This window comes from Trueperaceae bacterium (assembly GCA_002707365.1).
Taxonomy (GTDB): domain Bacteria; phylum Deinococcota; class Deinococci; order Deinococcales; family Trueperaceae; genus UBA6957.
The window spans coordinates 21,205-44,457 of the sequence record PAMQ01000013.1; the positions used below are offsets into that span (position 1 = coordinate 21,205).

Below are 23,253 nucleotides of genomic sequence, written 5' to 3' on the forward strand. Positions count from 1 at the left end.
AAGTTTAAGTTAGCAAATTTGGGTAAAATAATTTTCCATACTCTTCACTAGCATATCGGTCCGTCATGCCTGCGATGTAGTCGGTAATAGTTCTCCTTAAACCTAGAAGTTCTATTTCTTCGTAGGTAGCCGAAGGCAGCATTTGGGGACTGGTCATGTATGCTTCAAAGATTTGCGACAAAATTTGATCAGCCTTTTTTCTCATTCTTATAATCCGATAATGGAAGTATAGATTGTCGTGTAAAAAGGTTCTTAGTTCTAACAATTGCTTGGTAACCCTAGCGGAATTGGTTACAAGCCTGCCTTCTTCTCCTCGAACATCATTAGCATCTCGCGCCCCAGCTCTCCTAATCTGCTTCACAGTTGTTGCTACTGCGTCCTCGATTGCCAGGCCGAGCAACTCGCGAATTAAGAGGTAGCGATCCTCACGGCTGAATGGCTGATTATCGATTCCGAGGGAATTCATTAGGATCCCAATCAGGGGAACATTAGCTATTTGGCGGATATTTAGAAGGCCTGATCGAAGGCCGTCGTCAAGATCGTGGGCGTTATAAGCCAGCTCGTCAGCAAGATTCACTACCTGAGCTTCGAGGCTTGGCTGTTTACCTGGTTGCCACTGATCATCGGCAGTGTCATACGCAGTTTCATGTTTAATAATTCCTTCTAGAGTTTCCCAGCATAGGTTAAGGCCAGGGAAATTAGCGTATCGTTGTTCCAACTTGCTGACTATACGTAGACTTTGTTTGTTGTGGTCAAAGCCACCAACTGATGAAGCAAGACGATCTAGAGTTTCTTCCCCAGCGTGTCCAAATGGGGGATGGCCCAAGTCGTGGGCTAGAGCTACTGTTTCTGCTAAATCCTCATTGAGGCCGAGTGCTCTAGATAAAGCCCGAGCGACCTGGGCGACCTCAAGGGTATGGGTTAAGCGTGTCCTGTAATAATCGCCCTCATAATTAACAAAAACCTGGGTCTTGTACTCTAGGCGACGGAAAGCGCTAGTGTGGATGACGCGGTCCCGATCCTTTTGAAAAGCGGTCCTGGACCGACTTTCCGGTTCTTTATATTTTCGGCCTTTAGAGTCAGCAGAAAAACTTGCATATGGAGCCAGAGTCTTACGTTCGTTTTCTTGTAGTGTTTCTCGGTCAAAAAGCACAAAAACATGGTACCACCGGCTTTTAAAAGATAGAGTGGGGTTGTGTCTGATCTGTCCAAGTATATTGATTTCGCTGTGGAGACAGCTCACCTTGCAGGTAAAGAGACCCTTCGCTTGTTTCAATCAGGGGTGGAAACTGAGTTTAAAGTGGATAACACCCCAGTTACTGAGGCTGACCGGAGGTCGGAACTTCTTATCAGGAGCCGAATAGAGGATACCTTTCCCAATCACGGGGTTTTGGGGGAGGAATTTGGGGAGATGGGAAGCGGCGAGAGTCATCGATGGGTAATTGATCCCATTGACGGAACTAAAGCTTTCAGTCGAGGCGTACCACTTTATGGTGTTTTGATTGGGCTGGAAATAGAGGGAAATATTGAGGTAGGAGTCTCCCATTTTCCGGGACTTGGAGAAACCGTATATGCGGCCTCAGGTGTAGGGTGCTTCTGGAATGGGCGGCGGTGTAATGTTGCTGGTACAACCAGCCTTGAGCATGCATACTTATCGTGTACGGATCCTAGTCCCTATCAGTTCGCTAAATATGAGAAAGGCGATTCTTTCGCACGAATGCAGGAAGCAGTCTATCATCGGGCTGGTTGGTCTGATGCATACGGACATGCGCTAGTTGCTACTGGGCGGATAGAAGTGATGTTAGATCCCATTCTTGAACCTTGGGACGCTGCACCGTTTCCAGTGATTTTGCGTGAAGCGGGGGGCTATTTTGGAGATTGGGAAGGAACCGAGACTATATATGGTCGAGAAGGTATGAGCACTACGAGAGTGCTTCTAGAAGAAGTCCTAAAGACTATTCGGGGTGAAACTTCTCTGTAGCCTCTATTCCCATAATGGGGAGTTTATATCGGTTGATGTATATAAGGTTGGTCTAAAGGTAAAATGAAGCGCATGATTAAAGCACCAAGACGTACAACTCCTACCGTTTGGATTGGTGGCATTCCTGTCGGTTCAGATCATCCGGTGGTTGTCCAGTCGATGACTAATACAGACACTGCTGACGTTGTTGCAACTGCAAATCAGGTCGTGAGGCTTGCTGAAGCTGGTAGTGAAATTGTACGTATTACAATAAATAATACTGAGTCCGCCAGAGCGGTACCCCAAATACGTGACCTTATTGCCGATCAAGGAAAACCAGTTCCACTGGTAGGGGATTTCCACTATAACGGTCACATCTTGCTTAAGGAGAATCCCCAGGCGGCTGAAGGTTTAGCGAAGTACCGGATTAACCCTGGGAATGTTGGCGTGGGTAATAGGCATGATACTAATTTTCTAACAATGATAGACGTAGCTATAGAGTTTGATAAACCAATCAGAATCGGTGTGAATTGGGGTTCTTTAGATCAGGATCTACTAAAAAATCTCATGGATCGCAATGCCTCCCTTTCAAATCCCCAAGAGGCAAACGAAGTACTCATCGAAGCAATGATTGAATCCGCTTTAAGGTCAGCAGATCTTGCTCAACGTCGGGGTCTTGGGCGGGACAAAATAGTTATCAGCGCTAAGGTCTCACGAGTTTGGGATCTATGGAGTGTTTATCGGCAACTTGCGCAACGTTGCGAATATCCGCTTCATGTAGGGCTCACAGAGGCAGGTATGGACACCAAAGGGATTGTGTCTAGTACGGCTGGAATCACCACCCTCCTGGCAGAAGGTATTGGGGACACGATTCGTGTTTCGCTTACTCCTCAACCGGGTGCCCCACGAGATCGTGAGGTGCAGGTGTCCCAAGAGATACTCCAGGCCCTAGATATACGAAATTTTGTTCCAACGGTGACTGCCTGCCCAGGTTGTGGGCGTACCACGAGTACTCTATTCCAAGAAATGGCAAGAGACATTCAAGTTTATTTAAAGGAAATGATGCCCTCCTGGAAAGAAATATACCCAGGCGTTGAAGGGCTTAGGGTAGCAGTGATGGGTTGCGTTGTTAATGGTCCGGGAGAGTCTAAGCATGCTGATATAGGAGTTTCTCTTCCTGGTACAGGAGAATCACCTCGGGCTCCGGTCTACCAAGATGGCAAACTTGTTGCGACGCTCCAAGGGAGAAATATTGCCCAACAGTTCAACCAGATGGTCCAGGATTACGTGGAAAATCGGTATGGAGTGACTTCTGATGTTGACAGTAACTAAAAACCGCAATAAAGACCGATATTACCCTAGTTTTGGGGGTAAGCCTTGCGGCCATTAGGTTCTGGTAGATCTTTAGTGAGTCTCCAAGCGGCCATTAATTATGCCCAGGGCGTAACCCGGGAACACTCTAGTACGTTCTTTTTTGGGTCGAAGTTCTTCGGACGAAATACTCGGATCGCTATCCAGATTATATACGCGGCTTGTAGAAGTGGCGATGACTCTGTTGACGAGGCTTGCAATCGTGATGATGCCAAATCACGACTTGCTTTATGGTGGCAGGTAATTAACCAAGCTTATGGAGACGAACGGTGTCTTGAGGACCCTTTAGCTGTTGGCTTACGTTGGGTTGTTGAGCGTTTCCCGATACCATTTTCAGCCTTTGAGGAACTCCACCTCGGGCTCCTCAGCGACATTTCTTTTAAGCAATTTAAGTCATGTGATGAACTTATGGTTTATTGCCGTCGTGTTGCTGGCGTGATTGGATTGCTCGTTACTCCGATCACTGGTTATCGGGGTGGTCCCGAGACTCTGGATTATGCAGTAGCTCTTGGTAATGCTATGCAACTCACTAACATTTTGAGGGATGTCGGTGAGGATCTTAATAATGGTCGTTGTTATCTTCCAGACGAACTCCTAGAAAAATATGATGTTTCGGTGGACGATCTTTCTCAAGGAAGGGCTACTAAGGGGTACTTCGCCTTACTTGAAGAACTTATAGGAAAGGCTAAAGGGTTGTACCGTATCGGTTGGAAAGGTATACCCCGCCTTCACGGTAGCGCCGGCATAGCGGTTGGAATTGCGGCTCTCAGCTATGAAGGCATTCTGACCAAATTAGAAAACAACCAATACAATAATCTCACGCAGCGTGCTCACTTAAAGCCCGTTGAAAGGGTTTCCGTTATCCCGAGAGTTTTATTAGAGATTTTCGTGAGAACAAGAGCTAGTTGACGCCTTATCATTGTATTGTTGTTAGTTTTCCGCTGCGATTATTATTGCTTCGCATAGGCGCCGTTCTAGATTTCCAGGAATGCACTTTTTAGATTCCGATAAAGAGGTTCAATCGTAGGCGTGTCATGGCCGGAGTACAGATACGTTGATTTTGTAGACCTTAACGTTAATAAGTGTGCTGAAGCTTTATTAGAGGTCATGGGTATGAGCTGTCAGCCCAAAAAAGCGGGAGCTCTATTGTTCACAACTTAATTATGACAGCATCGGTCAGTAGTTTCTTAGGTTGCCTATTAGTTCTTTTTAATTGAGTCTATGGAGTGAGTTATTACTGAATGTTGGCAGATATACCCTGCTTCACATGTTTAGAAAGGCACAACCTACAAATTCTCTTAAATCGGCGATAGGATGAAGGAGTGCCGGACTTTGACGTAATTACTATTGGAGCAGGCCACAACGCACTGGTTGCTTCTGCCTATCTGGCTCAGGCAGGTTATAAAGTTGCTGTGTTCGAAAGGCGCTCTCAGGTGGGTGGTGCCGTATCAACCAAGGAAATCGTACCTGGTTATCAGTTCGATTTAGGCGGAAGTGCTCATATCCTTATTCGATTAACCCCGATTGTCCAGGAACTTGGTTTAGAGCGGTTTGGTCTTGAGTACTTGGAACTAGATCCATTATTTTTTGCGCCCTTTGAGAGTGGAGATCCGCTGTTTTTCTATCGAGATGCGCAGAAGACTGCGGATGGTATCGATCGGATTTTTCCAGGCGAAGGTGAATCTTACGCTAACTTTTTAGATTACTGGCGACCGTTTGCTCGTGTAGTTAAGGATATCTTCCTCGAAGTTCCAAGCCCATTAAATCTTGGTCGGAAGATGTTGTTTGGTAGAGGCATAACTCGAGATTGGCGAAGGTCGCTGTCCGCAATCTCCCGGCCATATGGTGAGGTTATCGACGAATTTTTCCACGAGGAAAGACTTAAAGCGCCTCTTGTGTGGATGGCTGCTCAATCTGGTCCGCCCCCAAGTGAATCGATGTCAGCTCCATTTCTTCTTTGGCATCCCCTCTATCATGAAGGAGGGATCGCCAGGCCCCGAGGAGGTTCAGGCAAATTATCGGAGGCTCTTTCCCGACATATCGAAGAGCACGGCGGGGAGATATTCACTGAGGCTCCTGTAGATGAAATTCTGGTTAAGGGTAACCGAGCCACCGGAATTCGGGTTGGTGCCGAGAACTACACCGCACGAGCTATTATTTCTGGAACTCATGCAATAGAGGTATTTTCCAGGCTTTTGCCTTCTCAACACAGGCCACCGGCTGCCAAATCGATGCGGACTGGTAATGGTTTTGGGGCGGTTGTTCGCCTAGCTTTATCTGAGCCTATTAAATACGCGTCGCATAGTGGGATCGAAGCTAGGACTGCTTTGCAGTTGATTTGTCGGTCCCGTTCACAGATTATGGCTGCATATGGCGACTACCTTCGCGGGGATCCCGCTACTGACCCACCTATTGTGGCAATGACCTTCAGTGCTGTGGATGACACTCTTGCTCCGCAAGGAGGTGAGGTACTATGGTTATGGGCCCAATACTTTCCTTACAAATTATCCAATGATCGCAACTGGGATGTCATAGTGGATCAAGTTGCCGACTCGATTATCGATAAGTTTGAAGAGTTTGCGCCAGGGACAAAAGAGAAAATAGTGGGAAGTCTCTTCCAGCATCCGTTATGGCTAGAACGGGAGTTGGGGTTGTTTCGTGGGAATGTAATGCATTTGGAAATGAGTTTAGACCAGATGTTTGCGCTTCGTCCCTTCCTTGGTATGGCTCAATATAAGTCCCACCTTAAAGGCCTTTACTTAACTGGTGCGAGCACCCACCCTGGAGGGGGAATTATGGGAGCATCGGGGCGAAATGCGGCGAGGGTTCTTCTTAGAGATTTGTCACGCCGCCGGTTCATTGGCTTAGGAATAGGAGGTGCGAAATGACCTACATGCAATTTCACCTCGCGTTTACCTTGCCTGCCGTTGCAGCAATGATTGTCTGGTATTTGATCTGCTTCCGAACTCAGGTCTTTGATAAGGGCAAGTTTGGAGCCTTAATGCGATGGCCAGTAATCGCTCTTTTAGCACACGTGGTTATGGCTGTCCTATACACGACCCCTTGGGACAATTATCTCGTTGCTAATGGCGTTTGGGGGTATCCCGCAGGAAAGGTGATCGCCACAATTGGTCATGTGCCGATTGAAGAGTATCTGTTTTTTGTTTTGCAGACAGTAATCACCGGCCTTTTCCTTTTGACTCTCCGATTTCGGTTTAAGGAGTTAAATGCGCCTAAGGTGGCTGAAAGTCGGATATTTCGGCCAATTGTCGCGTGCGTGTTTGTTAGTGTGGCGGCCTTGGGGCTTGTCCTTACTAATGTATCCTGGGGATCCTATCTCGGTCTTATCTTGGTTTGGGCTTGCCCTATTCTTGCGATACAATGGGGCTTCGGTGGGGATCTTATTCTTCGCCGAACTAAGTTGTGGGCAGTTGCTTTGTCTATACCAACAATCTATTTTTGGTTGGCGGATCGCATAGCCATTGGTCTAAACATTTGGTGGATCAGTTCTGAACATACGACCGGCATACTGTTACTGGGGTTGCCTCTCGAAGAAGCAGTATTTTTCCTCATAACAAATCTTATGGTCGTTTCGGGAATGTTGCTTGTCTTGGAACCCGAATCAAGAGCTAGATTGCGTGAGATACTGAAAACCCCGGGGTTTTGGTGGAAAGCTACCTTGGTGATGTGGGCTATTTCGATGGTACCAACGCCCCTTTTTCCTAAGTTGTTCCCTTTATTTTCCTACCTTAGTACGGCACTGTTAGCTATTGGTGTGTTCGGCGCAGTCAAGGCCTTGATCGGAAATAAAGCATTCGTACTGGCTATAGTGACTATAGTCTTTGGTGTAGCAATAGAACTTTTAGGGACTCGCACTGGTGTTCCATTCGGTAACTATACTTATTCAGCGCCTGGCCCAACTATCTTTGGCGTTCCAATACTCGTCATCCTAGGCTGGTGGGCTTTCACGATCGTAGCTATCGCTGCCGCTCCAGATCGTGGAATCAGATGGCTTGCACCGTTGTTTTTGGTTGCTTGGGACCTTGGATTAGACCCTCTAATGGTGCACCAAGGGTTTTGGCAATTCGACCCAGCCGGAAGGTATTTTGGGGTACCTATCAGCAATTTTATGGGTTGGTACGTGGCGGGAGTGATCTTGGTATCTATCCTGTTACGTATTGAGCCCCGACTCCGTTGTCAGGGACTCAAATCACTTAGAATTGTTTTTGTCACCCAAGGCTTTTTAATGGTAGTTGGGTTGATAATATTTAAGCTTCATGCTGCAGCGCTTGTGGGTTTTGTCGCTATAACGGCCCTTACTGTCCTTTGGACTCCGTTAACCCAGAAAATACGTCTACTAAGGCAGAGCACATGAGGCATTTTCGAAAAAGACCTCTCGAAGTATTCCAATGTGCATTAGAGCGATGGATCGTTTTAATTATGCCACTGATCATTCGTCGGTCGCTGAGAACTGGGCTAGGCGGAGTTTATGTTCGAGGGTGTTGGGAGAGTTTCCCTTATGCCGCCGTGATTGCTTTAAATCACCATTCTTGGTGGGACGGGTACCTACTTTGGTTGATACGGCTAAAGATTTCTCGTCATGTAGGCGGACTGATGGATCCCGATCAACTAGGTAGATTCCGATTTTTCCGAAAACTAGGAATGATTGATGCGCGTAAAGTACGGAAAGTTTTAAAGAGATTGCAGAAGGGCCAATCAATGTTTATTTTTCCCGAAGGAGAACTTAGGAAACCAGGTAGGGTAAAACATGTTTTCAAAGGCGCGACCTATCTGAGCTCAAAGGCACGAGTTCCCCTAGTACCTATAGCTTGTCGGGTTGTTCTTAGGGGAGGCGAGCGCCCTGAGGCTTTTCTCAACATCGGCATTCCAAGGGACCTGGAGAATCATAACGGGACTGAATTGATAGATGATCTTAACCTTCTCCTTGACGAGGTAGACTCAGCAATAGGTGTAGCTGACCCTCAGGAAATACCCGAAGGTTTTGTAACGTGGATTAGGGGTCGGCGACCAGCTAATGAGCGCAATGCATGGGTTGAGAGGTTCTGGAGATTCTGACAATACTTTTTTGGTCTTCGGTTTGCTTTCTTGGTGTACAGTTTATGGTTTTGATTCTTAATCTCTGTACCTTTCCAACAATTCGTTTCGGATTAAGGACCGATGAGAAGGTTTCTATTCTTATGCCAGTTAGGAACGAGGTTGATATTCTTCCCCTGACACTGCCACTACTTTTGGCGCAACCAGCTGACGAGATTTTGGTCCTTGATGACGAGTCGAGTGACGGTAGTTCACAGCTACTAGCTGAAGCAAGCAATAACAATATCCGACTCCGGGTTGTGAAAGGAACGCCATTACCGAAAGGATGGGGTGGAAAAAATTGGGCATGCCATCAGCTCGCCAAGTTGGCTCAGGGAGAAATTCTTATTTTCACGGATGCCGACGTATTTTGGAAGGAAGGAGCACTTGGGGCGATACTAAGTTTTCGGAAGGCCCAAGGCGCAGGGCTTCTAAGTGTATGGCCCTTACAGAAAGTTGAAAGCGTTCTTGAGCGGATTGCAGTACCCCAACTAGATGTCATTCTCTTGGGTGGGTTACCGCAACTTGGCGCCAAACACCTGCCCTTAGATTCTTTAGTGGCTGCCAATGGGCAAATGATGATGTGGACTCGAGAGGCATATTGGAAATCAGGAGGACATGTATCAGTCAAGAACCTAGTGTTAGAGGACGTGTCTCTAGCCCGTCGCGCTAAGGCCTCAGGTCAACTTGTAGCGCTGGCACTTGGTGCACAAGTACTTCAAACTCGTATGTACAGACGATCGAAGGACCTTATTGAGGGGTTTGCTAAAAGTATTTTACCAGCAGCAGGCCACGTGTCATTTCTTTTTATCATCCTCATACTTAGCGCCCTCAGCTATACCCTTAGCTGGGGACTTGTTATCTTCGAGGAGCGTTGGCTCCTGGTGTGCTTGCTTGGATTGGGGTTGCGAATATTGGTCGATTTAAAGGTTGGGAGAAATCCAATGTGGTTGTGGTTGCAGCCAATCGCCCCTATCGTTGTTTGGTTCATTAGCCTTTATGCTCTGAATAAGAGAGGAAGCTATACCTGGAAGGGGCGTAATTACCCGTGAGAAAAGTCGTAGTACTAGGCGGGGGGCTAGCCGGATTATCAGCTGCTATCTATCTGGCGCTTAAAGAGAACCAGGTCATTCTTGTAGAACAGGAACCAACATTAGGGGGTAAGGCGAGCGAGATTGTAGAAGATGGTTTTCGTTTTGATACTGGCCCCAGTGTTCTTACTATGCCAGATGTGGTCACTGGAATATTTCAAGATGCAGGTTATAAATGCCCAATCTCTTTCGAGCCTCTTGAGCTGCTTAGTAGAAATATTTTTTCATCTGGACGGGTCCTTGATGTCTACCAGGATTGGGAGAAGACTCAAGAGCAATTAGATCCAGCGGAGAAGGTTAGTTTCGTTCAGCTTCTTAAAGAGGCTCGAAAGTTATACGTTGGGGCCTGTGAGACTTTTGTATTTGGGAGAGCTCCTGGAATTCTCAGTCTCTTCAAGTATGCTATTAGATACGGCTTTAGGTCTTACCCCACAATGAAGTTGGCAAGTCTTATAAGGTCTTTCAATCCTAGTCCTGATCTTGAGCGGATATTCTTACGGTTCGCGACTTATCTAGGTGCCAATCCGTATCTAGCCCCAGCTATATTGCATAATATTGCCTGGGTTGAATTCGGACAGGGGACTGTGTTCCCAAGAGGCGGGATGTATGGGTTGGTGAGAGCCCTAGAGGAATTAGCAGTAAATCTTCGTGTCGATATTCGCCGATCAGCAGAAGTTACGCACTTAGAGATAAACAAAGGGTGTATAAGTTCAGTCGTTGCTGATGACCAAATCAAATGCGATGCTGTCGTGTCCTCACTAGATATCATCCGGACCTACCAACTACTAGGTTGGCGACATCGATTAGAACAGGCTAGGCCAAGTCTGTCGGGTTTAGTAGTATTTTTGGCGGTACGTGGCCATAATCCCTTAATGTCTCATCACACAATTTCCTATCCGGCTAACTATCGTTCTGAGTTTGACTCAATCCAACTAGGGGAGTGGCCTGAAGATCCAACTTTGTATATTTACCTTAGCTGCCGGGGTGATTCGGGTGACGCTCCCTTGGGTTGCGAGAACTGGTTTGTAATGACTAATGCGCCAACAGTTGAGCACTCAATCGATGAGGAGCGTCAAACTCGTCGGGTTACCCAATTACTCATAAATCGCGGTTTTCTTGAACCTGAGCAAATAATTTGGACAAAGCATTTAGGGCCTAGGCACCTTGCTAGGATGGCTTATCGGGGCAGTATTTATGGTAACGCTCCAGACAGCCTTCTATCGACATTGCGTCCGAATAATCGGGTTCCAGGTATTTCTAATCTTGCACTTGCAGGTGGCACCGTATTCCCAGGAGGAGGGGTGCCCTTAGCCTTATTATCGGGTAAAGAGGCTGCCCGGGTCATCGAGGTTAAGTAGGCGCTTTAACGCTTAATATCAAAAGCATTAAGGCTCAGGACTTGTGATTTGATGACGAGGGAAAGATAGTTTCTCTAATAGCAATAAAGCCTATAAATAATTAATATGTAGGGTTAGGACTATGCTTTTCTAATCGGTAGTTTGGCTAATAAAAGGATCCTAATCATAATGTCGCTCGAGTTCCAGGAACATGGTAATGGCCTCTATAATTAATTGTTTCGACACGGGGTAGTCTTTAGGCATGAAGATATATACCCGAACTGGAGATGACGGCGTAACAGGGCTTTTTGGTGGCGATCGTGTTTCAAAAGCTAACCCGAGAATTGGGGTTTGTGGCGCAGTTGACGAAGCGAATAGTGCTATTGGATTTGCCGTTAGTTTCGCTGGAGACGAATTAGGGGATATCGTAAAGGAGCTGCTCGGTATTCAGAAAAGATTGTTTGAGATTGGGGCGGACCTAGCAACACCAATGGACGCCTCGCCTCGACAGAACCTAAGAGTCGTTACGGAAAAAGATGTTTCACAACTTGAAAAATTAATAGACCGATTCGATCATGAACTCTCACCACTGCAGTCCTTTATTATTCCTGGTGGTCATTCCTGTGCTGCTGGGTTACATCTCGCTCGAGGCGTTACACGGAGGGCGGAGCGAGAGGTAGTGGCAATGGCTAATAAGGAGGAGGTAAATACTCAAATTGTAGTTTACCTCAACCGCCTTTCTGACCTTCTTTTCACGTTAGCTCGGACGGTGAACGTCAGGACTAAAGCGACCGAGACTTTGTGGTTGCCTCGGTCGAAGGAGTAGTAGGTAGTAGATCTAGTTGAAAATCTGTATACCAGGGTTTCCATATAAGCACACAACACTTACCGAGCATGATTACCATGGTTGTTCGTTAGTCTCAGGAAAATATAGCTTTTAAAATTGAATGAATCATCGGAAAATTAGCTTCCCGAAAAACATACTTACTCTGGCTGTTATATAGATCGACTGATTCTGGTGTGGATTGACTACTTAGCTTTTGATTTCCTTAGTTCGGTAAGATTCTTATAACCATCGCGATTCAAAAGCTTAATTAGGCCCTGGTTTATGTCACATACCCAGGTTGGGCCGTGAAAGACAAAGGCAGTATACCCTTGTATCAAGCTAGCCCCAGCAGCAAAACGATCATAGGCATCTTCTGCCGAGAAAATCCCACCGACGGAGATTATCGGAAGGTCGCTAATGCTGGCTAGTGTCCTTAGTGTCTGCAAAGATAATTCTGAAAGAGGCTTTCCAGAAAGACCACCAGCTTCGTTCAGATTTTTCGTTGTACCGGGACGGGTGACAGTTGTGTTAGTTGCAATAATTCCATCTAAAGCATGTTTGTGAGCCAACTCAGCAATCTCTTCTACTCTTCCTGGTTCTAAATCAGGGGCGATTTTTATCAGAATTGGTTTAAATCCTCGGCTTTCACGAACTTCATGAATAGATTTAAGTATTGATTCAAGGGCTTCAGTGGCTTGGAGCTCTCTAAGTCTCAAAGTATTTGGAGAACTAACGTTGATGACAAAGTAATCCCCGTGCGACCACAAAACTCTCATTGCGCCAGCGTAATCTTTCGGAGCAAGGTTGTTAGGAACTATTTTAGTCTTTCCAATATTGATCCCGACAGGGATTTTAGGCCACCTACCCGAACCTCGTAGGAGGGATAATCGTTCTGCGATCGCAGCAGAACCCTCATTATTAAAGCCCATACGGTTTATAAGAGCCGAGTTTTCGGGAAGTCGAAATAGCCTGGGCCTGGCATTCCCGACTTGACCTCTAAAAGTGACGCTCCCGAGTTCAATTGTGCCGAAACCTAGGGCAGCCCAAACGGGGATAGCTAGGCCGTTTTTATCAAGACCTGCAGCTAGACCGACAGGATTTGGGAAATCTAACCCCATAACTTGGGTTCGGAGGCGATCGTCAGACACTGGCAGGCGACTAGTCACCCAACTCAATAGGCTGGGCCGCTCGGCTAGATATGAAAGCAAACCCATTGTGAGGTCATGAATGTGTTCTGGGTCAAATTTAAAAAGAAGAGGTCGGGCAAAGTGGTGATACACAAGGACCAGTGTAACTTTGGGGGAGGTAAATTTCGACGATGTTAAGGTTTTTGGAGGCTCAAGAGATTGTCTTCCTCCTCTTGTACTCAGGTGAGGACAATCCGACATCACGCCTAAGGACCTACCTGATAAACTTCTCTAGTGAAAGTTAAAACGGGTTTTCTTGTTGTTCAGGACACATTTAAAGGAACTCTTACCGAACTAGGGTATTCGCTAAGAGCTGGTTCTATTCTACCTTCTGAGGTAAACCTAGTAGGGTTAGTTAAGTCTTTTCTTAGTTTCTTTAATAATTACGTCGATGATTTGTCGTTAGCCACACAGGCCCTACCGCAACTTGCCCATGTCGTTGAGTTGAAAGTTCGACTCCTTCTGCCTAAACCGCCTAAAATAGAAGATGACGAAATAAGCGTTATGGAGGAGACCTTAGAGGTCATCCTAGAGTTGGAAGCCCTTGAGGGAGCCATAGAATTTCTCCGTAATCAAAGGGAGCAGCGACGCTTAGTTTTACCTGCGCGTGCCGAGAGCCCAAAATACGACCGACCAAGGCCTCCTACTGATACTTCGGCTCGTAAGCTTGCAGCTCTTATTTCCAGGTTTAGGGTTGGGAGTTATTTCGAAGTTGCTGTTGAACGCTTCTCTGTCGCTGATGCCGTAAAAAAATTGATCCGATGGTTGCTTCGTAAGCAAAATGGCACCTTTCGTGAACTAGCGGAAGGTTGTGCTTGGCAAAAGGTCGGCATTCTATTCGCTGGTCTACTCGAGTTGGTGAAGGACGGGCGTGTGCTTGCCAGCCAGGCAGAGGTTTATGGGGCCATCCAAGTCGAGGCCAATGAATTAGGACAACGGAAAGTCGCCTAAAGAGAGGTTAATTCACTCGATTCGGGGGATACTGGGTTTGCGATTAAGTATGCGGGATTCAGAGATGCATAAGGCGGAGGATAAGAATGCACGAAAAAGTAAAGGTTTACACCACTCACTGGTGTGGAGACTGCATAATTACCAAACAGTACCTTTCAAAGCTCAACATTCCTTTTGAAGAAGTTAATATAGAAGAAGATCAGGATGCCGCGGAATACGTAATGGCGCTGAATGGCGGCCGGAGAAGTGTCCCTACCCTTGTTTATAATGGCAATGCTACTAGTCTTTCCGGGTTCTCAAGGGCCAAATTAGATAACTTTTTGTCTACCTACGATCTCCCAGATTTAAAGTAGACCAAATTTGCCGTTCATTTTCAAAAGCTAACTGGTACTTATCGCGTGGTACCTTTGCTTGTGGGTGCTCAAATAGCTAACCAGAGACAGGTAAAAGCTGAACAAGTGGAAGAAATGTTTTCATCAATCGCACCGAGATACGATCTAATAAATTCTGTTCTTAGCCTTGGTTTGGATCAGAGGTGGCGATCCCAGGCAGTAAAAGCGGCCTTAGTAGATTCACCGTCTAGAATTCTAGATGCCGCAACTGGAACTGGAGATCTTGCATTAGCCATAAAAAGGTATGGCCCAAGAGTCAACGTAGTAGGAGTAGATTTGTCCGAGCGCATGCTAACTATCGCACGTCGAAAGGCTAATTTACGAGGGCTTAGCATCACCTGGGAAGTAGGTAACGCTAGTGAGCTATCTTACCCGGATTGTAGCTTTGGGGCAATAACTATATCTTACGGACTCCGTAATTTAGAGGACGTCGATCAGGGCCTTAATGAGTTCTTTCGCTTGCTCATCCCAGGAGGAAAATTAGTAATACTGGAATTTACTTCCCCGCCTTCGGGACCGCTAGGTAACTTAGTTAGACTGTACAGTTCCAAGATTATTCCCGCGATCGGGGGTGCTTTATCTGGTTATAGAAGCGCATACGAGTATCTTCCTGATTCGATAAAAGGCTTTTTCCACCCATCAATCCTAAGTGAGCATATAGAATTAGCAGGGTTTTGCAACATTAACTATTGGCGGCAATTCCCGGGTCTATCAGCGGTTCACATAGGGATAAAGCCTATGTGAACCGCTGATAGACCCAAAGTTAGGTCGAGATTAATGCAATTAAGCTCCCAATGGATAACAATCAACAAGCTTTAGAGATTAGGCCTGATAATTTACGGGAAGGACAATCAATAATCTGCCAAGATCTATCGTAACTTCAGGCTGGTAGCTTCATGCAGCATAAGATTGGAAAGAGATGCCAATCAGGACGGGCACAATTCGCTTTACAAAGTCTGACAATTCGTGATTGACGTTAGGCGCTCATTAATCTTTCAAATACTTAGCTTCAACATGGTTTTGGTTTCGTTAAATCCTTGGAAAAGGAGATAGATCGTTTCTGCAAACACGAGGCTTAAGCAACCATTTATGGCATCTGGGGGGTATCACTTGAAAGTAGATAGAGGTCTGGGGATTAGTACTAGCGGATATGAGATCATCATTGTTGGGGCCGGAATAGTTGGAAGTGAGGCAGCTTTTGTGTGTGCCTCTAAGGGCATCAAAACTCTTTTAGTTACGACAAGCCTGGACTCGGTTTATGCTTTAGGAGCAAGAGTCGGACAATTAAAACCCGCACCTGACACCCTTATGGCTAGTCTGCTGGACGGGAACATGGGCGCAAGTCAACCCGATGGCGCCGTATTGCGAGTCAAGGCTAAATACATTCTTGAGAGTTTAGAGAGCCTTCATCTATTACAATCCAACGTTACAGATTTGATATGGACCGAAACCAGGCTAGGTGGTGTTGTGACGTGGGAAGGAGTGGTTCGATTTGCGCCAAGAGTGGCCCTTTGCGTCGGCAGCTTTCTTAAAGCTCGTTTGAGTTCTGGAAGCGTCATTGAGGTAGCCGGCAGGCTTAGCGAAATGGCCTACGATGATCTTTTTTTAAACTTGATCAAATACGGATATGCGTTTGAGAACACTAGCGTTGAATTTCCAAAAGAGTGTGGGGCGCTGCCCTATACTGTAACTTTTCAACGGTTCGGGCTGCATGAACTCGGGCAGGACGGATTCACCCTTAAAAGGACCCCAGGCCTATACAGTGCTGGCGTTTGTGTAAATGGCGAACTTCCTTATGAAATTGCTGCTAATACGGGACGTAAATTAGGGATAACGCTAGCTTCCGCGATGAACGAAGAGGGTTGAGTCCTCCTAAGCGATTTAGGGGGGGTTCTACCTTTTTTGAGGTTTGACTTAGTTTGGTACTGGTTAGTTGGGGGCTTAGGAAGCGTTAAATAGCGTAATGAATAACGCAAAAAGCGAGGTCGGTAAAAAAAATACCGTCCCCAGATACAACAAAAATGTAGGGCGGGTCTTCGTAGGCGATAGGGTTTTTATTGCTCCGTGGATAATGACCAGGTGCCAAATTGATAATGCAATCCCGAAAAACAAAATACCCGGTGCCGGCATGAGCCATGCCAGCGGCGAAAATAACAAAGCTATGAATCCAATTGGGATCCATGCCAAAGCAACAATTTCCCAAGCAACAAGACCAATATAAGCGGTGTTCATAATTATGAAACCGCCAATCAGCCAAATTAAAATCAAATAGACTAGGCCAAGGGGGATGGCAAGGGCTGAAAATACAGTAATTGGTCCCGAGGTGAACAAGTTATTGATAGCTACAGCAAAAAAAGTAACACCTAAGGTGCTAGAAATAACAGAAACAATAAGGGTTTTAGTTAATGTTGATCGTCTAGCAACATGTTGGTTAAACAGTACCGCCGGTTGGGTCGTTGCGTCCCAAGCGGTTACCAGGACTTGAAGCATAACAGTTTATACCACCGCCATGGTTCTGGCTTTGGTCAGCCCAGTTGGGGCAAGAATAATTTTAGTTTAAGCCGTTAAAAATAAATCCTGAGGGACCTTTGGAATTAGATTCCGTTCGGCCGACAATTCTAGTAAGGCACGGCAGGCAGCCCTACCCGAGGGTCCAAGATCAATGCTGAAATCATTCACGTAGAGGTCAATATGTTGTTGTCGCACTTCGGCACTCATTTCCTGAGCGTGCTCTGCAATGTAGGAATTAGCTTCTGATAGGTGCTGCTGACCAAACTCTAGGCTTTCTCGGATGATTTCTTCGATTCTGAGCAAGCGTTGCCAACCTAGTTCCCTCTTAGCAGCAATCCCCCCTAAAGGGATTGGAAGGCCCGTGCTTTCTTCCCACCATGCTCCCAAGTCAATGTATTTGTAGAGACCTAAGTCTTCGTATGTAAACCGACTTTCATGGATGATTAGGCCAGCATCCACCTCACCAGAAGAAACGGAAGGCATAATCATGTCGTAACGAACCGGAACCATTTTTATGGTGTCTGGTTGCGAAAGGCGGAGTAGTAAATGTGCCGTTGTTAAGGAGCCAGGTATCGCAACTGTTTTTCCCTCTAAGTCAGAGAGCGGTTCGCGTGAAACTACCAAGGGGCCGACCCCTCGCCCTAGGGCTCCTCCAGCTCCTAGCATGACGTATTTCGATGCAACATGGCCGAAGGCGTTGTAGCTTATTTTTGCAACGTCGATCGTGTTAGTTATTGCTAGGGAGTTTAGAGACTGAATGTCATCAATATGGAGATTCCAATTAATTTCAGCACCAACGTACTTGTGGGCTAGGCCATAAAAAATTAGGGTGTCGTTAGGGCAGGGCGAGAAGCCGAGTGAGAGTGTATTTGAAGATTTCATAAGGCTAATTTAAGCGGTTATGTTCTGTAAATATACATCGTTGTTGAATCACTGTTATGCCTGCGTTATAAAGTTCGCAGGTGACTTTAGGATCGTGTGAGCCGGGCTGGAACCAAGCTAAACGAGGAAGAGGCTTTAGGGCTAGAATTTCGGGAAGATGTGCGAGTAGAAGATGGCTGGCTCGAAAGATATTGATAGTGTCCAGGGGTTCATCAATTTCGGAAAGGGAAGCGACGAAAGGGCGGTTCTCAAGGCTTTTGCCAAGATAGGTAGGATTTACTGGAAAAATAGAAAATCTTACCTGATGAAGGTATGTGCTCACGTAGTATCCTGCCCTTAGAGAATTTAGGCTAGCACCGAGAATTGCAATGCGGTTCATCTGGTCAAATATTTTTCTAAGATAACTGTCGGTGAGGTCCACCATCTAATTAAACCACCATACACGTTATGCAGATTAAACTACTTGACTCGATCTCCGTTGAACGGGATCTCTTTTTCTGCTACACTTACTCGCCGTGACTTTTTAAGTCGGCGTTTAGGCGCACGGCTAGTACCATCAAAACTGGAGGTGGAGTTTATATCGAGAGAGATGAAAGTCAATGATCAGATTCGTGCTCGCCAGGTAAGGTTTATTGATTCTGGTGGACAACAACAAGGTATTCTCGATACTAAAGACGCGCTTAGTCGGGCTCGAGAAGAGGGTTTGGATCTAGTGTTAGTTGGGGAGAACTCCCAGCCCCCAGTGGCTCGCATGATGGACTACGGTAAGTATAGATACGAAATACAGCAACAGGCCAAGGAGGCTCGTAAGCGCGCCAAGAACCAAGAGATGAAATCAATCAAGTTCCGAATTAAGATAGAGGAGCACGATTACACAACCAAGGTTAACCATATCAAGAGATTTTTGAAAAGTGGTCACAAGGTAAAGGTAGTAATAATGTTCAGAGGAAGAGAGCGCACTCATCCAGAGCTTGGTAAAGAAATTCTCAATAGAGTCTCGCATGACGTGGGTGAAATAGCTGCTATAGATTCACCGCCAACTCTTGCTGGTATGGATATGACCATGACTCTCCGGTCTGTTACGGGACGGGTATCCCCGGATAAAGAGCCGGCTTCGGAATAAATTTAGCGATAAAAGTGGTACTGTCGACATGAGGAGAATGAGCTGATGCCGAAATTAAAGACCCATAAGGGCACCAAAGCCCGTGTGAAAATCACAGGGCGAGGTAAAGTAAAGGCGATGAAGTCGGGGAAGCGACACCTGAACTTCAAGAAATCAGGCAAACGTATTAGACAAGGTCGGAACGGCCTCGTCATTGCAGATTCTGAAGCGAAACGCCTCAAAGCGTTGTTGCCTTACGAGTAGGAGTATCTGTTATGCCAAGAGCTAAGACTGGAACAGTTCGTAGGGCTCGTCACAAAAAGACCCTTAAACAAGCCAAGGGTTTTTGGGGCAGGCGGTCCAAAAACTATAAGACAGCTCATCAAACCTTGCTTAATGCTGCAGATTATCAATACCGAGATAGACGAAATCGCAAGAATGATTTTAGGAGACTCTGGATTTCGAGAATTAATGCCGCTGCTCGGAAAGAGGGGACTACCTATTCTAGCTTGATGTTTGGACTCCGAAAGCTAGGAGTTGAGATAAATCGTAAAGTTTTGGCTGATCTAGCAGTTCGTGAACCTGAAGCTTTTCGTAGCCTAACCCAAACAGTAAAAACCTCATAAGGATTAGGGGGCCAGGTGGTCTCAGGGCTACCTTTTCTGACAGCCAAATAAATTTTAGCTTTGCGGGGTTTCTGATTGAGTCAAAGTAAAAATGGTGGGAAATATCTCACCAAAGAATGGGGCCTATCCGAACCAAAGGATTTGGGCATCAATGTAGGTAGCCTGATACAAGTATGATTAACCTATGAAAATTTTGCGTGGTCTAGCCGCTGCTGAAGAACTGTTTAAAAGCAGGAGGGGAGACCTGGTTTTTGACAGAGCTTCAGTTGCAGCTGTTACAAAAATCATTGAACAAGTTAGGCGCGAGGGTGATCAACAAATCCGGGAACTTACCAAGGTATTTGATGGGGTTGATGTGGAAAAAACCCAGGTTCCTATTGAAGAAATCGCTCGTGGTGCCGCGCGGACTGATCCTCAACTAAAAACAGCAATTGCTGAAGCAGCAGGAAGAATAGAAAGGTACTATCAAAAACAACCCACTAAAGGGTTTTGGTTACGCGAAAAAGGTGCGCTTCTGGGGCAGGTCATTAGGCCTCTTGCTAAAGTAGGTATTTACGTACCCGGTGGCTCAGCCCCTCTGTTTAGTTCTCTATTAATGTTAGCCATACCAGCCAAAGTGGCAGGCGTGAGCGATCTTGTAATAACTACCCCACCAGGACCCAATGGAGAGGTTCCTGATCCGATCTTATGCGCAGCGCATCATCTCGGTATTACTAGCCTTTTCAGGATTGGTGGAGCTCAGGCCATTGCGGCTCTTGCCTACGGTACCGAGTCGGTTCCCCGAGTAGATAAAATAGTTGGTCCTGGAAACAAGTTCGTAGTGATTGCTAAACGACTTGTTTTTGGGGATGTAGGGATAGAGGCGTTACCTGGACCAACTGAAACTTTGATTCTTGCTGATGAACATGCCGACCCGATACATGTGACCTCAGATTTGGTTGCACAAGCAGAACATATAGGAGCGCAGCCCCTGTTAGTCACTACCAGTGAGCGTTTGATTGATGATGTCCAGACTAAGCTTCTTTCTGCAACCGAGAATTTGCCTACCGCATCCAACGCAATTTCGTCTCTTGAGGAAAGGGCCGTTATGATTTTGGTAGATGATCTTTATGAGGGTATCGAGGTAGCTAACCTTTATGCCCCGGAACATTTGTGCCTTCTTACTAGAGAACCCTGGGAGCTTTTGGATTTTGTTAAAAATGCTGGGGGTGTTTTCCTGGGTACCAATAGTCCCGAGGCCATAGGTGATTACAATGCTGGACCTAGTCACGTTATGCCGACTGCCGCCACAGCTAGATTCGCAAGTTTTGTTAACCTCCGGGATTTCCAGAAGGTAATGCCTGTAGTGGAACTAAGTCCAGAAATCGTAGAATTATTAGGTCCCTCGGCGGCTCGAATGGCAAGGGCTGAAGGGCTCGAGGCGCATGCTAAGGCTATTGAGTCCCGTTTGGCTGAGAATTAATTCGACTAGTTGGTTCTCGTAATGTCAAAGAAAAGGATTGGTTGCTTTCTCTATAGCTATTGTTGTGGGTGGACCGTGACCTGGGAGGACAGTGGTGGTTTCTTCTAAGCCCATCAGGCGAGACTCAATGCTGTGGCGTAACAGGTCCAGGTCACCGAAAGGTAAATCAGTGCGGCCAATGGAACCGCTGAAAAGTGTGTCGCCAGAGAAAACTAATTTTTCATTCTTAAACCAAAAAGCTATATGCCCAGGGGCGTGCCCAGGTGTCGCTAGGCATAGGCATTGATGAGTACCGACAGCTAGTAGCTGCCTATCTTTTAATGGGATAAAGTTTGTTGGCGGTTCATTTATCGAGAAACCAAAAGCTTTAGCCATGCCTGTAGCGTGTTCTAAGAAGTAGCTAGCGTCTGGATGCATATAGAACGGTACCGAATATTGTGCGACAATTTGATGTAAAGCCGAGACGTGATCGAAGTGAGCATGGGTTAACCAAACAGCCTCTAGTCCCCCTCCGGTCTTATCTATGGCATTAGCAATGTCATTAAAGTTGCCACCAGGATCGATGAGAACCTTGGCATTATCGGCTTCTATTAGATATGCATTGGTTTTTAAAGGGCCTACTTCTATTGTTTCGAAGGAAAAATTCATGAACCAAAACCTTTAACCAAGGAAATAAATATTTCCCAGTACATGCGAATTCGTGCATGAAGGCCTCTAATTAGTCCTCTTTTTTCTTCTTTTAGGACTTGTGATACCCCCGTTAGAGGGACCTCCACAATACTCCAATTTTCTTTTCGGGCAGCCGCTGTTATGGCAGTTTCAATCCCATAACCAGAATTTGCTAATCCAGGGATCTTTAGGAGGCGTTCCCGACTTAGCATTCGCTGGCCACTTAATTGGGGAGAAATGATCTGTGCGGCGGTGGTTTGCCAACGACCGCCACGGAAGTAGCCGCGTGTCATATTGGTTGCTTTGGTTAGGACTGGAATTGCAAGATCCTGTAGGTGTTTTTCATTTAAGCCAAGGAGGTCGGCGTCAATCATAAGAATATAATCGGTCTGCATTGAAGTAGCACCAGTTACTATTGCTCTGCCTTTACCACTATTTTTGCTTAAGGAGAGGACAACGGAACCGTTTTGTAGTGCGTTTTCCACGGTTTTGTCGGTAGATCCATCGTCTATTACCAAGACTGGGCCTAAATCGGAAGCTATAGCAGCTTGTACAACAGACGCAATTGTTTTTTCCTCGTTAAAAGCCGGGATTAAAATGCCGCAAGTACCTGTGAGATCAGCGTGTCGTGGGGTGAGTAAAGGCACTGTATCAGGGGTTAAAGAGGCCACTAATCTCGTTTAAGGTAATTAGTACTATAAGTGCAAGGACAGCAAATACCCCGAAAAAATGGATCGTCTCTTCTTGTCCAGGCCGAAATGGTTTACCTCGAAGCGATGTCACGGTGGCAAGCAACATCCGGCCACCGTCGAGTCCTGGGATTGGGAAAAGGTTAAATATTGCCAGAGACAGGTTTATCACTGCAGCTAGAAACAAGACCGGTGCTAAGCCGATTTGTGCTGCCTGATTAACAAGGGATATTATTCCTACTGGACCAGCTATCTCGTCACTTCGTTTGCCAGTTAGGGTGGTGGCGAGACCTTTTGCGAAACCGTGCACCATCTTAGGTAGGAGCTTTACGCTGAACCAAAAGGCTTCTCCTATCGCTTCAAATGTCCCTATTCTCGTATGCTCTATAGTTAACGGTGCTAAGTGCACTCCAAGCACTGGCGTGGCTCTAGAATCGTTTGGTGGCCATGGTAAAGATAAGTTGACCGTAGCGCCTTCTCGTAACAGAAGGAAATCTAGTTTATTCGAATTCTGTATTTCACGTACAACAATGTCACGGTTTGGGTTAGAGATGTTATTGATACTTATAATTGTGTCTAGGGGTTTTAGTCCGAATGAATCAGCAGCTGATTCCGGCAAGACACTACTAATTAGGGCTCCCGTTTCAAACGGAATAACGTTCGCAGTAATTTGGCGATAACTAGGGGAAATTATTATAACGATACAAATGAGAATGACGCCAAGGAAAAAATTGGCGATCACCCCTCCCGATAGAACCCATAATTTTTCTGGTAGTGATTTTATTGCCATCCCATTGGTCGGATGTTGCAGCTTACCTTGATCATCTGATGTAGGCGCCATTCCTGGGAGGTCAACGTATCCCCCGATGGGGAATAGCGAAAGGCGCCACTCAGTGTTGTGCCAGATCCGTCGTAACAACACTGGTCCTACTCCAACACTAAATGTTCGTACGGGTAAGCCAACGCTCTTAGCGTTTATATAGTGAGCAAGCTCATGGATAGTAACTGCACTCAGAAGAATTAGAAGAAATATTACTGTGGTTAACACGAATCGTCGCTCACTACTTTATTATGCCAGAAAGGTAACCAAAAAGGTTTGTTTA

General features: G+C 46.1%; 25 protein-coding genes. 17 read left to right on the plus strand and 8 right to left on the minus strand.

Features of this window, described 5'->3' with window-relative positions:
• Window positions 1-4: 4 nt before the first annotated feature.
• On the minus strand, window positions 5-1,153 hold the full coding sequence (locus CMO31_05835) for a deoxyguanosinetriphosphate triphosphohydrolase (GenBank protein ID MAZ53518.1): 1,149 nt from the start codon (window positions 1,151-1,153) through the stop codon (window positions 5-7).
• Between the two features lie 42 nt (window positions 1,154-1,195).
• On the opposite strand from CMO31_05835, the gene CMO31_05840 reads away from it, so the two are divergent.
• The 9 genes from CMO31_05840 (at window position 1,196) to CMO31_05880 (ending at window position 11,679) form a co-directional block, all read left to right on the plus strand.
• A complete protein-coding gene (locus CMO31_05840; GenBank protein MAZ53519.1) occupies window positions 1,196-1,981 on the plus strand; it encodes a histidinol phosphate phosphatase in 786 nt (261 codons plus the stop codon).
• Window positions 1,982-2,044: 63 nt separating this feature from the next.
• Window positions 2,045-3,292, plus strand: a complete 1,248-nt coding sequence (locus CMO31_05845) for a 4-hydroxy-3-methylbut-2-en-1-yl diphosphate synthase (GenBank protein ID MAZ53520.1) — start codon at window positions 2,045-2,047, stop codon at window positions 3,290-3,292.
• Between the two features lie 45 nt (window positions 3,293-3,337).
• Entirely contained in the window at window positions 3,338-4,240 is a 903-nt protein-coding gene (locus CMO31_05850) for a phytoene synthase (protein ID MAZ53521.1), read from the plus strand.
• Window positions 4,241-4,653: 413 nt separating this feature from the next.
• Window positions 4,654-6,219 carry an FAD-dependent oxidoreductase gene (locus tag CMO31_05855; protein MAZ53522.1) on the plus strand — a complete coding sequence of 522 codons (1,566 nt, stop codon included), beginning with the start codon at window positions 4,654-4,656 and terminating at the stop codon, window positions 6,217-6,219.
• Window positions 6,216-7,706, plus strand: coding sequence for a lycopene cyclase (locus CMO31_05860; protein ID MAZ53523.1), 1,491 nt, complete (start codon window positions 6,216-6,218; stop codon window positions 7,704-7,706). The genes CMO31_05855 and CMO31_05860 overlap by 4 nt, the downstream gene beginning before the upstream one ends.
• Window positions 7,703-8,407: a 1-acyl-sn-glycerol-3-phosphate acyltransferase gene (locus CMO31_05865; protein MAZ53524.1), complete on the plus strand. Its 705-nt coding sequence runs from the start codon at window positions 7,703-7,705 to the stop codon at window positions 8,405-8,407. Before CMO31_05860 ends, CMO31_05865 begins: the two co-directional genes overlap by 4 nt.
• 44 nt (window positions 8,408-8,451) lie before the next feature.
• The gene (locus CMO31_05870; GenBank protein MAZ53525.1) at window positions 8,452-9,477 is read left to right on the plus strand and encodes a family 2 glycosyl transferase; all 1,026 of its coding nucleotides are present in this window, start codon (window positions 8,452-8,454) and stop codon (window positions 9,475-9,477) included.
• A complete protein-coding gene (locus tag CMO31_05875; protein MAZ53526.1) occupies window positions 9,474-10,874 on the plus strand; it encodes a hypothetical protein in 1,401 nt (466 codons plus the stop codon). The genes CMO31_05870 and CMO31_05875 overlap by 4 nt, the downstream gene beginning before the upstream one ends.
• Window positions 10,875-11,115: 241 nt before the next feature.
• Entirely contained in the window at window positions 11,116-11,679 is a 564-nt protein-coding gene (locus CMO31_05880; GenBank protein ID MAZ53527.1) for an ATP:cob(I)alamin adenosyltransferase, read from the plus strand.
• A 203-nt stretch (window positions 11,680-11,882) separates the two neighbouring features.
• Here CMO31_05880 and CMO31_05885 read toward each other — a convergent pair whose 3' ends face one another.
• Window positions 11,883-13,067 carry a dihydroorotate dehydrogenase (quinone) gene (locus CMO31_05885; protein MAZ53528.1) on the minus strand — a complete coding sequence of 395 codons (1,185 nt, stop codon included), beginning with the start codon at window positions 13,065-13,067 and terminating at the stop codon, window positions 11,883-11,885.
• A gap of 33 nt (window positions 13,068-13,100) precedes the next feature.
• Between CMO31_05885 and CMO31_05890 the strand changes: the two genes are divergently transcribed.
• From CMO31_05890 to CMO31_05905, 4 genes are all read left to right on the plus strand, one after another.
• Window positions 13,101-13,817, plus strand: a complete 717-nt coding sequence (locus CMO31_05890) for a hypothetical protein (GenBank protein MAZ53529.1) — start codon at window positions 13,101-13,103, stop codon at window positions 13,815-13,817.
• 86 nt (window positions 13,818-13,903) lie between these two features.
• On the plus strand, window positions 13,904-14,170 hold the full coding sequence (locus CMO31_05895; protein ID MAZ53530.1) for an NrdH-redoxin: 267 nt from the start codon (window positions 13,904-13,906) through the stop codon (window positions 14,168-14,170).
• A 114-nt stretch (window positions 14,171-14,284) separates the two neighbouring features.
• Window positions 14,285-14,953, plus strand: coding sequence for a bifunctional demethylmenaquinone methyltransferase/2-methoxy-6-polyprenyl-1,4-benzoquinol methylase UbiE (locus tag CMO31_05900; GenBank protein ID MAZ53531.1), 669 nt, complete (start codon window positions 14,285-14,287; stop codon window positions 14,951-14,953).
• A gap of 345 nt (window positions 14,954-15,298) precedes the next feature.
• The gene (locus tag CMO31_05905; protein MAZ53532.1) at window positions 15,299-16,075 is read left to right on the plus strand and encodes a tRNA uridine 5-carboxymethylaminomethyl modification protein GidA; all 777 of its coding nucleotides are present in this window, start codon (window positions 15,299-15,301) and stop codon (window positions 16,073-16,075) included.
• A gap of 75 nt (window positions 16,076-16,150) precedes the next feature.
• Here the strand turns inward: CMO31_05905 and CMO31_05910 are convergent, their stop codons facing one another.
• From CMO31_05910 to CMO31_05920, 3 genes are all read right to left on the minus strand, one after another.
• The gene (locus tag CMO31_05910) at window positions 16,151-16,699 is read right to left on the minus strand and encodes a hypothetical protein (protein MAZ53533.1); all 549 of its coding nucleotides are present in this window, start codon (window positions 16,697-16,699) and stop codon (window positions 16,151-16,153) included.
• 66 nt (window positions 16,700-16,765) lie between these two features.
• Window positions 16,766-17,602 carry a 1,4-dihydroxy-6-naphthoate synthase gene (locus CMO31_05915; protein ID MAZ53534.1) on the minus strand — a complete coding sequence of 279 codons (837 nt, stop codon included), beginning with the start codon at window positions 17,600-17,602 and terminating at the stop codon, window positions 16,766-16,768.
• A gap of 4 nt (window positions 17,603-17,606) precedes the next feature.
• On the minus strand, window positions 17,607-18,026 hold the full coding sequence (locus CMO31_05920) for a CoA-binding protein (protein MAZ53535.1): 420 nt from the start codon (window positions 18,024-18,026) through the stop codon (window positions 17,607-17,609).
• A 144-nt stretch (window positions 18,027-18,170) separates the two neighbouring features.
• Here CMO31_05920 and CMO31_05925 point away from each other — a divergent pair, with 144 nt between their 5' ends.
• The 4 genes from CMO31_05925 (at window position 18,171) to hisD (ending at window position 20,792) form a co-directional block, all read left to right on the plus strand.
• Window positions 18,171-18,725 (plus strand): translation initiation factor IF-3, encoded by a 555-nt coding sequence (locus CMO31_05925; GenBank protein MAZ53536.1) that lies wholly within the window; start codon window positions 18,171-18,173, stop codon window positions 18,723-18,725.
• Window positions 18,726-18,770: 45 nt separating this feature from the next.
• Window positions 18,771-18,968 carry a 50S ribosomal protein L35 gene (locus CMO31_05930; protein MAZ53537.1) on the plus strand — a complete coding sequence of 66 codons (198 nt, stop codon included), beginning with the start codon at window positions 18,771-18,773 and terminating at the stop codon, window positions 18,966-18,968.
• An 11-nt stretch (window positions 18,969-18,979) separates the two neighbouring features.
• Window positions 18,980-19,330, plus strand: coding sequence for a 50S ribosomal protein L20 (locus CMO31_05935; protein MAZ53538.1), 351 nt, complete (start codon window positions 18,980-18,982; stop codon window positions 19,328-19,330).
• A 184-nt stretch (window positions 19,331-19,514) separates the two neighbouring features.
• Window positions 19,515-20,792: a histidinol dehydrogenase gene (gene hisD, locus CMO31_05940; protein ID MAZ53539.1), complete on the plus strand. Its 1,278-nt coding sequence runs from the start codon at window positions 19,515-19,517 to the stop codon at window positions 20,790-20,792.
• 24 nt (window positions 20,793-20,816) lie between these two features.
• Here hisD and CMO31_05945 read toward each other — a convergent pair whose 3' ends face one another.
• The 3 genes from CMO31_05945 to CMO31_05955 are packed head-to-tail and all read right to left on the minus strand — an operon-like array spanning window position 20,817 to window position 23,198.
• Window positions 20,817-21,440 (minus strand): hydrolase, encoded by a 624-nt coding sequence (locus CMO31_05945; protein ID MAZ53540.1) that lies wholly within the window; start codon window positions 21,438-21,440, stop codon window positions 20,817-20,819.
• Window positions 21,437-22,060 carry a glycosyl transferase family 2 gene (locus CMO31_05950; GenBank protein ID MAZ53541.1) on the minus strand — a complete coding sequence of 208 codons (624 nt, stop codon included), beginning with the start codon at window positions 22,058-22,060 and terminating at the stop codon, window positions 21,437-21,439. Before CMO31_05950 ends, CMO31_05945 begins: the two co-directional genes overlap by 4 nt.
• 52 nt (window positions 22,061-22,112) lie before the next feature.
• Window positions 22,113-23,198: a hypothetical protein gene (locus tag CMO31_05955; GenBank protein ID MAZ53542.1), complete on the minus strand. Its 1,086-nt coding sequence runs from the start codon at window positions 23,196-23,198 to the stop codon at window positions 22,113-22,115.
• Between the last annotated feature and the right edge of the window lie 55 nt (window positions 23,199-23,253).

Coding starts and splice junctions, on each gene's coding strand:
- CMO31_05845 (MAZ53520.1), top strand. CDS start 2,045: ATGAAGCGCATGATTAAAGCACCAAGACGTACAACTCCTACCGTTTGG.
- CMO31_05860 (MAZ53523.1), top strand. CDS start 6,216: ATGACCTACATGCAATTTCACCTCGCGTTTACCTTGCCTGCCGTTGCA.
- CMO31_05865 (MAZ53524.1), top strand. CDS start 7,703: ATGAGGCATTTTCGAAAAAGACCTCTCGAAGTATTCCAATGTGCATTA.
- CMO31_05870 (MAZ53525.1), top strand. CDS start 8,452: ATGGTTTTGATTCTTAATCTCTGTACCTTTCCAACAATTCGTTTCGGA.
- CMO31_05880 (MAZ53527.1), top strand. CDS start 11,116: ATGAAGATATATACCCGAACTGGAGATGACGGCGTAACAGGGCTTTTT.
- CMO31_05885 (MAZ53528.1), bottom strand. CDS start 13,067: ATGTCGGATTGTCCTCACCTGAGTACAAGAGGAGGAAGACAATCTCTT.
- CMO31_05895 (MAZ53530.1), top strand. CDS start 13,904: ATGCACGAAAAAGTAAAGGTTTACACCACTCACTGGTGTGGAGACTGC.
- CMO31_05900 (MAZ53531.1), top strand. CDS start 14,285: ATGTTTTCATCAATCGCACCGAGATACGATCTAATAAATTCTGTTCTT.
- CMO31_05905 (MAZ53532.1), top strand. CDS start 15,299: ATGGCATCTGGGGGGTATCACTTGAAAGTAGATAGAGGTCTGGGGATT.
- CMO31_05910 (MAZ53533.1), bottom strand. CDS start 16,699: ATGCTTCAAGTCCTGGTAACCGCTTGGGACGCAACGACCCAACCGGCG.
- CMO31_05915 (MAZ53534.1), bottom strand. CDS start 17,602: ATGAAATCTTCAAATACACTCTCACTCGGCTTCTCGCCCTGCCCTAAC.
- CMO31_05920 (MAZ53535.1), bottom strand. CDS start 18,026: ATGGTGGACCTCACCGACAGTTATCTTAGAAAAATATTTGACCAGATG.
- CMO31_05930 (MAZ53537.1), top strand. CDS start 18,771: ATGCCGAAATTAAAGACCCATAAGGGCACCAAAGCCCGTGTGAAAATC.
- CMO31_05935 (MAZ53538.1), top strand. CDS start 18,980: ATGCCAAGAGCTAAGACTGGAACAGTTCGTAGGGCTCGTCACAAAAAG.
- hisD (MAZ53539.1), top strand. CDS start 19,515: ATGAAAATTTTGCGTGGTCTAGCCGCTGCTGAAGAACTGTTTAAAAGC.
- CMO31_05945 (MAZ53540.1), bottom strand. CDS start 21,440: ATGAATTTTTCCTTCGAAACAATAGAAGTAGGCCCTTTAAAAACCAAT.